This window comes from Moraxella bovoculi 237 (genome assembly GCF_000696305.2).
GTDB classification, from domain to species: domain Bacteria; phylum Pseudomonadota; class Gammaproteobacteria; order Pseudomonadales; family Moraxellaceae; genus Moraxella; species Moraxella bovoculi.
Map to the genome: position 1 here is coordinate 14,482 of NZ_AOMT01000013.1, position 13,153 is coordinate 27,634.

The 13,153-nt window shown below is 43.3% G+C and carries 11 protein-coding genes; 7 read left to right on the forward strand and 4 right to left on the reverse strand.

Features of this window, described 5'->3' with window-relative positions; all coding sequences use genetic code 11:
* Positions 1-8 precede the first annotated feature (8 nt).
* The 4 genes from gyrB to dnaA form a co-directional block, all read right to left on the reverse strand.
* Positions 9-2,465 (reverse strand): DNA topoisomerase (ATP-hydrolyzing) subunit B, encoded by a 2,457-nt coding sequence (gene gyrB / locus MBO_RS03495; RefSeq protein ID WP_036363766.1) that lies wholly within the window; start codon positions 2,463-2,465, stop codon positions 9-11.
* Between the two features lie 132 nt (positions 2,466-2,597).
* Positions 2,598-3,749 (reverse strand): DNA replication/repair protein RecF, encoded by a 1,152-nt coding sequence (recF, locus tag MBO_RS03500; RefSeq protein WP_036363769.1) that lies wholly within the window; start codon positions 3,747-3,749, stop codon positions 2,598-2,600.
* The gene (gene dnaN / locus MBO_RS03505) at positions 3,750-4,907 is read right to left on the reverse strand and encodes a DNA polymerase III subunit beta (RefSeq protein ID WP_036363771.1); all 1,158 of its coding nucleotides are present in this window, start codon (positions 4,905-4,907) and stop codon (positions 3,750-3,752) included. It abuts the gene before it with no gap.
* Positions 4,908-4,983: 76 nt separating this feature from the next.
* A complete protein-coding gene (gene dnaA / locus MBO_RS03510; protein ID WP_036363774.1) occupies positions 4,984-6,372 on the reverse strand; it encodes a chromosomal replication initiator protein DnaA in 1,389 nt (462 codons plus the stop codon).
* Between the two features lie 668 nt (positions 6,373-7,040).
* Between dnaA and rpmH the strand changes: the two genes are divergently transcribed.
* The 7 genes from rpmH (at position 7,041) to ribD (ending at position 12,887) form a co-directional block, all read left to right on the forward strand.
* On the forward strand, positions 7,041-7,175 hold the full coding sequence (gene rpmH, locus MBO_RS03515) for a 50S ribosomal protein L34 (RefSeq protein WP_003662232.1): 135 nt from the start codon (positions 7,041-7,043) through the stop codon (positions 7,173-7,175).
* Positions 7,176-7,265: 90 nt separating this feature from the next.
* Positions 7,266-7,631 (forward strand): ribonuclease P protein component, encoded by a 366-nt coding sequence (rnpA, locus tag MBO_RS03520; protein ID WP_036363777.1) that lies wholly within the window; start codon positions 7,266-7,268, stop codon positions 7,629-7,631.
* Positions 7,632-7,641: 10 nt separating this feature from the next.
* A complete protein-coding gene (yidD, locus tag MBO_RS03525) occupies positions 7,642-7,971 on the forward strand; it encodes a membrane protein insertion efficiency factor YidD (protein ID WP_036363780.1) in 330 nt (109 codons plus the stop codon).
* A gap of 138 nt (positions 7,972-8,109) precedes the next feature.
* Complete coding sequence (gene yidC / locus MBO_RS03530) at positions 8,110-9,771, forward strand: membrane protein insertase YidC (protein ID WP_036363782.1); 1,662 nt, start codon at positions 8,110-8,112, stop codon at positions 9,769-9,771.
* Positions 9,772-9,936: 165 nt separating this feature from the next.
* Positions 9,937-11,325 (forward strand): tRNA uridine-5-carboxymethylaminomethyl(34) synthesis GTPase MnmE, encoded by a 1,389-nt coding sequence (mnmE, locus tag MBO_RS03535; protein ID WP_036363786.1) that lies wholly within the window; start codon positions 9,937-9,939, stop codon positions 11,323-11,325.
* A gap of 25 nt (positions 11,326-11,350) precedes the next feature.
* Complete coding sequence (gene nrdR, locus MBO_RS03540) at positions 11,351-11,821, forward strand: transcriptional regulator NrdR (protein WP_036363789.1); 471 nt, start codon at positions 11,351-11,353, stop codon at positions 11,819-11,821.
* A gap of 4 nt (positions 11,822-11,825) precedes the next feature.
* Positions 11,826-12,887: a bifunctional diaminohydroxyphosphoribosylaminopyrimidine deaminase/5-amino-6-(5-phosphoribosylamino)uracil reductase RibD gene (ribD, locus tag MBO_RS03545; protein ID WP_046701577.1), complete on the forward strand. Its 1,062-nt coding sequence runs from the start codon at positions 11,826-11,828 to the stop codon at positions 12,885-12,887.
* Positions 12,888-13,153: the final 266 nt, after the last annotated feature.

The following is a 13,153-nucleotide window of genomic DNA, read 5'->3' on the forward strand; positions in this document are numbered from 1 at the left end:
GCTTTTATTTAAGTATCGATGTCTGCGTTGAGCGCATTTTCTTCAATAAAGATACGACGCGGCTCAACTTCATCACCCATCAGACAGTTGAACAGGTGGTCGGCAGCGATGGCATCCTCGATAGTAATTTTAAGCATGCGACGATTCTCTGGATCCATTGTCGTCTCCCACAGCTGATCAGCGTTCATCTCGCCTAATCCCTTATAGCGCTGAACCGTCATGCCACGGCGTGCATCATTCATCATATAAGTCCACAGATGATGAAAATCCTTAATCGCCATGTCTTTGTCGCCACGGCGCAAGAATGCATCCGCGCCTAAGATAGTATTCCACTCGCCAGAGAGTTTAAGCAGACGAGCGTATTCTGATGATCTTAGGAACATGGCATCTAATGTATAATACTGAGGCAAGCGATGCACAAAAATCGTCACGCGTGGTAACCATTGCTGCTTACCCGCTTCATCGCCGCCAGTTATTTCAACAAGCTCAACCTTGGGCGATAGATGCTCTGCCAGCTCGTTCAGCTTAGCTTGCAATGAATCTGCCCAAGCCTGCAAAGCCGCCTTATCATGAAATTCTGCATCAAACTTTGGAATGAAAGTCAGCGCATCCAACAGCTCAGAAGGGTATTTATTCTGAAGGCGAGACTTGATGACCTGTGATTGGTTGTAATCATTAAGTAGTTTTTCAAGCGCAACCCCAGTTACTGCGGGTGCATCTTTGTGTAAGAACAGCTGATTTTCATCAATGGTCGATGACAGCAGATAGGATTTGAGCGCTTCATCGTCTTTTAGGTATAGTTCGTGCTTGCCTTTTTTGACTTTATAAAGCGGTGGCTGTGCGATATAGATGTGACCACGCTCGATAAGTTCTGGCATTTGACGGAAAAAGAAAGTCAAAAGCAGTGTACGAATGTGAGAGCCATCAACATCGGCATCAGTCATGATGATGATCTTGTGGTAACGAAGTTTATCCGCATTGTATTCATCTGCGCCAATGCCCGTGCCAAGCGCTGTGATCAGTGTGCCGACCTCAGCGCTCGATAACATCTTATCAAAGCGAGCACGCTCAACATTTAGAATTTTACCTTTTAGCGGCAAGATTGCTTGCATCTTACGATTACGTCCCTGCTTAGCAGAACCGCCCGCAGAGTCACCCTCGACAATATAAAGTTCTGACAGAGCAGGGTCTTTTTCCTGGCAGTCTGCCAATTTACCCGGTAGACCTGCGATGTCTAGTGAAGTCTTGCGGCGTGTCATTTCACGTGCTTTACGAGCAGCTTCACGAGCACGCGCAGCATCGATGATCTTGCCTGCGATCGACTTGGCAGCACCTGGATTCTCTAGCAAATATTCGTTCAGACGCTCATGCATGGTGGTCTCTACCGCACTTTTTACTTCGCTAGATACCAGCTTATCCTTAGTCTGTGAGCTAAATTTCGGATCAGGAACTTTCACTGAGACAATGGCAACCAAGCCCTCGCGAGCATCATCACCCGTGACTTGTACTTTTTCTTTTTTGCCAATATTTTCAGATTCCATGTAGTGGTTTAAGCAGCGAGTCAAGGCTGAACGGAATCCTGATAAATGCGTACCGCCGTCTTTTTGGGGGATGTTATTGGTGAAACACAGCACTTTTTCGTTATAGCTGTCTGACCACTGTAGGGCAACTTCCACACCGATACCATCTGAACCTTGGGCGGTAAAATGAAAAATGTCGTTTAAGGTTTGCTTACCTTCATTGATGAAAGTAACGAACTCGGACAGACCGCCTTTGTGCTCAAAGACTTGTACGCGATCATCACGCTCGTCGGTTAGGACGATGCGCACACCAGAGTTTAGGAAAGATAATTCACGCAAACGCTTGGCAAGGATGTCATAATCAAAAATCGTCCCGCTAAAAATCTCAGAACTTGGATAGAATCTGACCTGCGTTCCTGTCTTGTCAGTCTCGCCCAAGCGTTTTAGTTCAAAGTCAGGCACGCCATCGGTATAATCTTGGGTGTGTTCATAGCCATCACGCCAGATGTTCAAGGTTAGTTTCTCAGACAGCGCATTAACGACCGACACACCCACGCCATGCAGTCCGCCCGATACTTTATAAGAATTGTCGTCGAATTTACCGCCAGCATGCAGCACCGTCATGATGACCTGCGCGGCTGATACGCCTTCTTCTGGGTGGATATCTACAGGGATGCCACGTCCGTTATCCATGACCGAGACCGATTCGTCTTCGTGGATGATGATGTTAATCTCATCACAATGACCTGCCAGCGCTTCGTCAATGGCATTATCCACGACCTCAAACACCATGTGGTGCAAGCCCGTGCCATCATCGGTATCACCGATATACATACCAGGACGTACGCGAACCGCTTCAAGTCCACGCAAAACTCGGATATTTTTTGAGCTGTATTCGCTATTTTGGTTATCAACGGATTCGTCGTGTTGCGCCTGCTCAGTCATGAAACTTCCTTAGAACTTGCGCACAACTATGAATTTAATGCGCAATTAATTGATAAAATTACACATTATTATAGCATTTTTTTTATAAAAAGTCATAAATTTAAACATGAAAACGCCCATCAAATCAATATTTTAGTGAGCTGATGACAGCGGTTCAGCAACTTTTCCTTGTTCCACGTGAAACACTTTTAAGGCATCATCATTATTATTCAAAACAGTCATTTTTTGTTGTATTTTGCCAATGGTATCTGTCTGCAAACTTGAGATGAATAATTGGCATGGCAACACCAAAAGTGCATCAAGCAAAATATCAATCGCTCTATCATCAAGCTCAGCGTCCAAGTCATCAATCAACACCACAGGTTCGATGTCAGGCAGCCTAGCGCACATCATCTGTAACTGCGAGAGTCTAAGTGCGGTAATCAGTAGTTTTTTCTCACCGCGTGATAGAACGTTCACCGCCTGTTCTCTTAACTTATCGCCGTTTTCATTGATATTCTTCAAGGATACCACAACATCCGCACGATGCGCGCCAACACGGGTATAGCCCAGCTCTTTGTCCTGCGATAAGCGATTTTGTAGTACTTCAAATAAGCCTGTTTGGGTATCAAAGCCAGCACTATAGCTCAAAGTTATCTGACTTTCATAAGCAGGTAATAGACGCCCAAGCATCTCATCAAACAACACCTGCCACTCATTAAACACCACCAGGCGATAATGATGCAACGCCTTTGCATGAATGGCCAGCTGATGATCCCATGCGCTGACTTCATGTAGGGTAAGAGATGATGATTTTAAAAGCGCATTACGTTGTTTTAGCAGCCTTTGATAAGCCAACCACTGCGGATAAAAATCAGGTTCCACGTGAAACGATAGCCAATCCAACAGCTGACGGCGCACTCCGCTGCCTTCTTCTAGCAGTGCCATACTGGTCGGATCTATCAATAAAGTAGGTAATGCAAAAGACAGAGCGCTTTGGCTAGGGACAGTGCTGTTATTGAGCTTTAAAGTTGTGGTGGCAAGATTTGCTGCATCGAGCTGTTTTTGAATAGCCAGCGTCTGATTGTGAGTCCTTGCCCAGACAGTACAGGTCTTGGCGTAATGTGTGATATAACGCTTAGGTTCATGATGGCGAAAGCTTTTACCCCGAGAAAGCAAAAACACCGCCTCAAGAAGCGATGTTTTGCCACTGCCGTTTTTACCAATAAACAGATTGCACTGCTGCAATTCTAACGATGCTTGCTGTATATTGCGTAGGGCGTGAATGCGTAATTCTTGAATCATTTACACACGCATCGGCATCACGACGTATTGATGATTCATCTCATCGCCCACTTGGTAGATGAGTGCAGGTTTCACCGCCTCAGTCATCTCGATACGCACATCACCATTTAGTACCCGCAATACCGCACGCAGATAGGCTTCATTGAACGATACTTCAAGCGGCTCACCTTCATAACTTACCGCCAAGTTCTCTTCTGCCTCATCTTGTTCACGCTGATTGCGAACATTGACCTGAACCCTGTCCGATTCTTTAAAATCAAACAACACACCAGGCGCTTCTTTGCTGTTTAACACAGACAGGCGGCGCAGCACTTCTACCGCTTCATCTTTATTAAAGATTGCAGCTTTATCGTAGCTTGGTGGCAGTACACGGCGATAATCAGGGAACTTACCTTCAATTAGGCGCGCGACCATACTAACTTGCATGCCTTTATAGTCACTCTCGTCGCCAAAGCCTAATGACAACTGTAAAAATTCATCATCAAAACCAAGCGCGACCACATCATCTTCTGAAGATCTAACAAGCTCGCCTAACAGACGCTCAAGCTCGGCCACGGCCTTACCTGGGATAATCACACGACGATCATCATAACTGGCGTCTAGAGCACGATGAGCCACTGCCAAGCGATGCCCATCGGTCGCCACGGCGGTAAGCTTGTCACCATTGATCTCAAGCAACATGCCTGTTAGATAATGACGAACGTCTTGGGTTGCCATAGCAAAGCGCGTATGATTGATCAAATCATACAAAGTGCCACGATTGATGTTCAATGCTGCAGCAACACTTGGCGCACCGATACTTGGAAAATCCTTAGCAGGTAGGGTCTTTAGAGTATAACGCCCTTTGCCGCTCACAATAAAACAGCGCGTCTCATCAGCATCCAAAGACACCATCTCATCTGAGAGCGCTTTACAAATAACGAATAATTTCTCAGCTGGCAGGGTTGTCTCGCCGGTCTGTTGGCATGCGCCTGCTGGCAGTGCAATCGTCGCAGTCAGCTCCACCTCTAAGTCAGATGCCACCAAGGTTAGCACATCTTGATCCAATACAAACTTAATATTAGCTAAGATAGGTCCAATGCGGTGATGTTTATCAGCAGCTTTGGCAACCAGGCTGATGGCGTTTATTAATACATCGCGTTTTATGGTTAATTTCATTGTTATAGTCCTGTCATTTCATGTGCTTATGGTACTTGCTTTTTTTGGCAAACACAAGTTATTCAATCAAAAATTATCACTCGAATTCCAATGTTGCTTTTAAGGCTTGATAAGCCTTATCCACCTTAACATCTGTCGCTCTTAGCTCTTCAATTGCCTTACATGCGTGCATGACTGTGGTGTGGTCACGACCCCCGAAAAACTGCCCGATCTCAGGGAAGCTGTCTTGAGTTAATTCGCGAATCAACGCCATGGCCATCTGGCGCGGTCTTGCGATGTTACGCGCGCGTTTTTTACTCATCAAATCTTTGGCAGAGATACCATAATACTGAGCCACCAAGTCACGAATGTTATCAGCGTTGACCGCACGGGCGCGAGCTTCAATGTGGTCTTTGATGGCATGGCGAACAAGTGACAGAGTCACAGGCTCTCCAGACATGACAAAATTAGCATGCACCTGATTGAGCGCGCCTTCTAGACGGCGTACATCTGGCGCAACGTTCTGCGCGATGAACAGCGCACATTCTTTTGGCAAATCCATGCCAAGAACGCTCGCCTTTTTCTCCAAAATCTGTACGCGCATGTCAATGTCAGGCGGCTCAATCAATACATTCAGACCGCTTGAAAAACGCGATTTAAATCGCTCATCAAAATTATTAAGCTGGGCCGGCTGTCTGTCAGAAGCCAAGATGATGCGATTTTTTTTGTTTTTGCTAAAATCACTAAAAATCGTTAAGAGTAAATCGGAGATGTGCGGCGCACTTTTACCGTTAATCAAATGAATATCGTCAATAATTAACAGATCCGCTTTGCAGATTTTTTTAACCAACTGATCAACTTTTCTGTCGCGAAACGCGTCTTTGGTGATGCGAAAGAAATGATCTTTGGTCATATAGCAGAACCTTGATCCTGCTTTTTGATAGCGATGCGCCACGGCATGCATAAGGTGCGTTTTACCCAAGCCTGATGACCCATACAAAAACACCAAAGGATAAGCGCTGTCACCGCCTTTTTTACCCAGATCGTAACAAGCATTATAAGCAAAGGCATTGGATTTACCCTTCACAAAGGCATCAAAAGTGTAGTTATCTTCAAGTTGCTCGCTTTCTTCAATTTGAGTATTGGTTTTGGCTTTTTTCGTGACTGTTTTTTCACTTTTTGGCTTAACATCGATCACCTTGGGCGTCTCAAGACGCACGCCTTCAATCCCTGCTGGTGCATGTTTTTTTACCAACAGCTCAATCTTATCGATGTAGTTGTCCTTAATGTGCGTGATAAAGTATTGGTTAATCGCAGAGAGCACCAGCACATCGCCATCAACACTCGCTTGTATAGGTGACAACCAACGCAAAAAGTCTGCCTCTGAAACTTCAAAAGACAGCTCTTTTAAACATTCTTGCCAAAAATCAGCAGAAGGGCTTGGCGCGCTCATGGGCACCAACTCATCTTCATCAAACAGTGACATGCTGGGTCAACCTCTAATGGCTTACTTAAATAATATTAAACTATCATTTAAGTAAAATTTTATGTAGTTAAATTAATTATTTTTTTAATTTTAATTGAACAAATGGAAAATCCTTCCATCTTTTCAAATGTGTGGGAATATTAGCACAAAAATTTAAAATTTCAAAGCAAATTTTTCTGTGGATAACTTTATGGAAAATCCTGTGGATAACTTAAAAATTAAACTTATTCACAGGCTTTAAACATTTAATTAACATATTTTTCCACAATTTAATTTTATGATTTTTATATTTTTTTATGAGTTTTCCACATAAATTTTATCGCATTATATCTACTATTTTTATATTTATAATATAATAATTGACTCCGATTAAATCTGTGGATAACTTTTAAAGCCCTACTAAAATCAAGCCTTTTACGGTTAACTATTCTATCAAAAGATTAGATTCAAATAAACTTCTATTATCTGCTATAAAACAAGTCTTTATGAAAATCATGGCAAATATCTTGACAATGAGTTTTGCTTTTGCTAGAATTGGTTCGTTTTTTCACCTCATATTAGTGAATTTTCATTTATTAAACCCACCACAGCAGTCAGCTGCGGTACAAAAGTCGTCACTGTCAGGCTTCTGCAGAGCTTAGTGATGCCAACCAACCTTAAGGTATATTATGAAACGTACTTTTCAACCTAGCGTTCTAAAACGCAAGCGTACTCACGGTTTCCGTGCTCGTATGGCTACCAAAAAAGGCCGTCAAGTTTTGGCGCGCCGTCGTGCTAAAGGTCGTCATCGTTTGACCGTATAAACGACACATATCAAAAAGCACCACATTGTTGGTGCTTTTTTATTTGCCCTTTTTGATATATACTGCTTATTTTAAGCAATATAATCCTTCATGAACAGCCAAAATTTTCATTTTACTAAAGACCAGCGTTTACTCACCCCTGCTGACTTCAAGCATGTCTTTGATTCCCCAATAAAAAAAATACATGGCGATCACTGTATTATGTTTGTCAAACACAATGACAAGAATATGCCACGATTGGGACTTGCCATTACCAAGAAAAAACTTAAACAGGCAGTCATGCGTAACAAAGTCAAACGAGTCACCAGAGAGGTTTTTCGCCTAAACCAACATGAGATAGCAGATGTGGATTTGGTGTTGATTGTTAAGATTGGCTTTACAAAAGATTTTGACATCATGAGTGATATTGTTAAGATTTTTGAAAAAATAAAATATCACTACCCTAAATCGTCCTAATCTTGGATTTATGATTAAGCATTTGTTGTTATTTTTGATAAAGATTTATCAAAAAGCCATCAGTCCAATGTTGCCAGCGCGTTGCCGGTATTATCCAACCTGTTCACACTATGGGCGACAGGCGTTAATGTGGTATGGTGTTCGCCGAGGATTGCCTTTGGCTGTGCGTCGTGTGTGCAGCTGCCACCCTTGGGGAGGTTCTGGCATAGATTTTGTGCCTGTGCCGATGCATCGATATCGTTATGATTTGGCGGATGATGCTTTGCTGATAGGGCAGACTGTGTTTTTGGATAAATTTAGCTATGCTGCCAGATTGAATCATCTAATGAAAAGTGGCTAAGTTTGCGCTTTTGTGAATATTTTCTATGATTTTATGCAAAAGTTTAGTAAAATAAAGGGTTTATTCACAAATTTATTGATGAATTTTGATTAATGGTGCGTCATTTTGCGCGCCTAAACGCATTGTTAGGATGTTTCCATGCAAAAAATTCTTCGGATTTTAATCATTATTGCCATCTTGATCACGAGTTATTTGCTCGTGCTTGCATGGCGTGATGACACAATGAATGCGCCAAAACCTGCGCCTATAGCGACACAAACCAGCAGCGTTGATGTCCCGAATACGACATCAGGCGGTGGTGATGTCCCTGCAGGCAGCACAGGCGCGTTGACAGCAAATGCAACAGCCACGACTCAAGCCGCTGCGGGCAATCTAATTACGGTATCGACTGATCGCTATGACATTCGTATCAATCCTGTCGGCGGTGATATTGTATATGCGGCGCTAAAACAGTACAATGCGACACTTGATAGTGCTGAGCGCTTTGTGCTACTTGAGAGCGATGCTGGGCGTACATATGTGGCGCAGTCAGGCCTGATCGGTCAAAATGGCATCGATACCGCTGAAGGTCGTGCTACGTATACCAGTCCGCGTAATAGCTATGAGTTAAATGGCGCAGGTACGCTACAAGTGCCTTTGGTACACCAAAAAGATGGTGTAACCATCACCAAGACCTATACCTTCAAGGCAGGCGAATACCCAATTAATCTAAGCTACAACATTAACAACACCTCTACTTCTGCTTGGCAAGGTCAAATGTATGCGCAGTTAAAGCGCGACAACAGTACTGATCCTGGTGTTGAAGATAAGGGAATGATGAGCATGGCAACCTACCTAGGTGGTGCTTGGGGTACGCCTGATGATCCTTATAACAAACTAAAATTTGGCGACTTTAATGACGGCGAGCTTAACGTTACAAGTCGTGATGGTTGGGTGGCGATCATCCAGCATTATTTCGTGTCAGCGTGGACGCCAGGCGAGTTTGATGGTCACTTCTACAGCCGCACCAGTGGCAATGATCATTTCATTGGCTTTAATAGCCCTGTAGTTAATGTGGCTGCCGGTAAACAAATCACGCTAGATGCTACGCTATACGCCGGTCCTAAAGTCCAAAAAGAGCTAGAACCTGTAGCAACCGGACTTGAAAAAACAGTTGATTACGGCGTGTTTTGGCCGATTTCTAAGCCGCTATTTATGGTGCTAGAAGCGCTATATAAGATCCTTGGAAACTGGGGTTGGGCGATTGTTGGCTTGACAATTTTGGTTAAAATTGCACTGTTCTGGTTGTCTAACAAGAGCTACGTGTCTATGGCAAAAATGCGTGCCATTGCGCCAAAGCTACAAGCGCTGAAAGACAAGCACGGCGACGACCGCATGGCAATGAGCCAAGAGATGATGCAGCTTTATCGTGATGAGAAAGTGAACCCGATGGCAGGCTGTCTGCCAATTCTAATTCAGATGCCGATTTTCCTTGGGTTATACTGGTGTTTGGTTGAGAGTGTTGAGCTTCGTCATGCGCCTTGGATTCTATGGATTAAAGACTTGTCTGCGATGGATCCTTGGTTTATTTTGCCAATCATCATGGCGGGCACGATGTTCGTTCAGCAGCTACTAAACCCGCAGCCGACAGATCCGATGCAGGCTAAGATGATGAAGATCATGCCGCTTGTGTTTGCAGTGTTTATGCTGTTCTTCCCAGCAGGCTTGGTGCTTTATTGGACAGTGAATAACTTGTTCAGCATGGCACATCAGCACTGGGTAAATAAGCGTGTTGAAAAACAAATGCAGGCACGTGCATAACCATCCCATTAAACTCAAAAAAATCCCGTCAAATTGGCGGGATTTTTTTGTTGGTTGGAGTTTATGAATGTTTTAAGGTGATTTATTGAGCAACAGATAGTTATATAACTTTTCTGCCAAAAGTGCTACAATAAAAGGTTATCAAAAAATAATTTCAGTAAATTTATGACTATCACCAAAATCATTCAAAGCCCTACGATTGCAGCCATCGCCACGCCCATTGGGCAAGGTGGTGTTGGCGTCATTCGTTTATCAGGTAAAGATGCTTATGAGATCGGCTGTAAGATCAGCAAAACGTCATCTTTGACGCCACGCCATGCGCATTTCACTAAGTTCATGTGCGATGCAGGTGTGATTGATGAAGGGGTGGTGATTTATTTTAAGGCGCCGCATTCTTTTACTGGTGAGGATGTGGTAGAGATTCAGGGGCATGGCGGTGTTGTGCTTCAGAATCTGCTTCTTGCGCGTTGTTTTGAGCTGGGTGCACGTCAAGCAACTGCCGGTGAATTTTCCATGCGTGCCTTTGAAAATGATAAGATTGACCTTGTGCAAGCCGAGGCAATCAGTGATGCCATTAGCGCAACCAGCATCGCCCAAGCCACCAGTGCCATTCGTTCTTTATCAGGTGAATTTTCTAACAAAATCAATGATCTGCTGGATAAATTAACCAACCTGCGATTATACGTCGAGGCGAGCATTGATTTTCCAGACGAAGAAGATGTGGATTTTTTATCAGATGGCGTGATTGAAGCTAAGATCGATGAGATTTTGTCGAAATTAGATGAGATTTTGGCCACAGCTCATCAAGGGCAGCTGCTTCGCGATGGTGTACATGTGGTGCTGGCAGGTAAGCCCAACGCTGGCAAATCAAGCCTTTTGAATCGATTGGCGGGCACTGAGCGTGCAATCGTAACCGATATCGCAGGGACAACTCGTGATACCCTAGAAGAGCAGCTGAATTTAGATGGGCTTAGTGTGCATTTAACGGATACTGCAGGACTTAGACAAACTGATGACAAAGTAGAGCAGATAGGCATCCACCGTGCCAAAGAAGCCATCCATCGCGCTGATATTCTCTTGATGGTGTATGATGTGACTGCTGAGAATGATCCTGTGTCGCTCGCAAAATCACTGTTCGAGACCGAAGATTTTAAGAGATTGAATAAGAAACTTATCATGGTGGCAAATAAATCTGATTTATTGAATAATGTTTCACGTGAAACAGATGATGCTAATGCCTTGTATGAGAACTTAATCAATGTTTCATGTGAAACTGGTGAAGGTATTGATCGTTTGATTGAGTATTTGAAGCAAAAAGTAGGTTTTCATCCGCCAGAGAACAGCTTAATTGCCCGTACGCGCCATATTGATGCATTAAAACGCGCTAAGGCGCATGTTGTCGACGCCAAAGAACAGCTGACAGTATTCCTTGCCGGTGAATTGGTGGCAGAGAGTTTAAAATCATCACAGCAGGCACTGGGCGAGATTACAGGTCAGATGAGTGCCGATGAGCTGCTTGGTAAGATTTTTTCTAGTTTTTGCATTGGTAAGTAATGATTGGATAATAAAGGAGTGACGGATGTATTGCCCTTATTGTAATGCGCTAGACACCAAGGTGATCGATTCTAGGCTGGCAGCTGAAGGCGCTCAAGTGCGCAGACGTCGTCAATGCACAGAATGTGGTGAAAGGTTTACTACATTTGAAGTGGTGGAAGTTGTCATGCCGCGCATCATTAAGACAAATGGGCGCATTGAGCCTTATGATCAGAACAAATTAAGACGTTCTATTTCACTGCCATTGCAAAAACGCCCTGTTACCAGTGATGAAATTGATGCCACCATTGGGCGTGTCGAACATAAGCTACGTAATATGGGTGAGCGTGAGATTTCTAGTAAGATGGTGGGCGAGGTGGTCATGTCTGAATTAAAAGGATTGGATGACGTGGCTTACGTAAGATTTGCCAGTATTTATCGGGATTTTCAAGACATCGCGGCATTCCAAGCTGAGCTTGCCAGCATTCATGCTGATGTAGAAATTGTGGAGAAGTAGCTTCATGACCCAGTTATCTTATGATAAAAATTACACATCAGAGGATGTGTACTATATGAATCTTGCCATTGCGGAGGCAAAAAAAGGTAGTTTTACTACAAAACCAAATCCTGCAGTAGGCTGTGTTATTGTTAAGAATAATTTAATAATTGGAATTGGATTTCACCCTAAGGCTGGCATGCCACATGCTGAAGTTTATGCGCTAAGAGATGCAGAATCTAAAGGTATTGATGTCTCAGGAGCGACAGCCTATGTGACGTTAGAGCCCTGCAGTCATACTGGCAGGACGCCGCCATGTGCCGAGGCGCTAGTAAAAGCCAATCTAGCGCGCGTTGTTGTCGCTACGCTAGACGCTAACCCTCTCGTGTCTGGTAACGGTGTTAAGAGACTCATACAGGCGGGTATCTTAGTCACGGTTGGCGTGTGTGAAGATGAAGCTAAAGCATTAAATAAAGGCTTCTTAACCGCCATGGCAACCAAAAAGCCCTATGTACGCTTAAAAATGGCAATGAGCTTAGATGGTAAAATTGCCATGAGTAACGGCGAATCTAAATGGATAACTGGTGTAGAAGCGCGAGAAGACGTCCAAAAACTTCGTGCAAAAAGTGGTGCTATCATCACTGGTTCTGGTACTGTTATCGCAGATGATCCGGCCTTAAATGTACGCTCCAAGATGTTGGGGGTTGCTGCAGATGAGATTATTCAGCCTAAGATAGTGGTGGTTGATAGAAGCTGTAAGCTTGATTATTGTGATGATTATCAAGTATTTAAAGATAAAAACACCCTGCTATGGCGAGATGATTTAGAGGCGCTACTTGACGTACTGGCGACCCAGTATCAATGTCACGATGTGCTGGTTGAGTCAGGAAGTGTGTTGGCGGGCGCTTTTATTGAAAAGGGGCTGGTAGATGAGCTTATTATATATCAAGCGCCTTGTATTTTGGGCAGCACTGCAAAAACAGCATTTGAATTTACGCTGGAAACACTGGCATCACAAAAAAAATTTAATTTAATAGAGTATAAAAAGATCGGCAACGATCTAAAATTGACATTCCAAAAGATCTGATGAATCAGTAAGAAATAAAGTTATCCACAGATAAAAATAGATGATTTGAATCATTATTCATATTAGTTTTTAGGTTAAGAACCATTGTGGATAAATTTATTGAATTAGTGACGTATTTATCTGATATTTTTCAATAAATACATGATTTTATTAATGTTCCATGTGAAACATTGACCTAATGTTGATTACTATTTATTTATCAGTTGTTTGTGGATAACTTTTATTGTCTTTACAGTATAATTGCCTAAATATCCAAGAGATTTAGA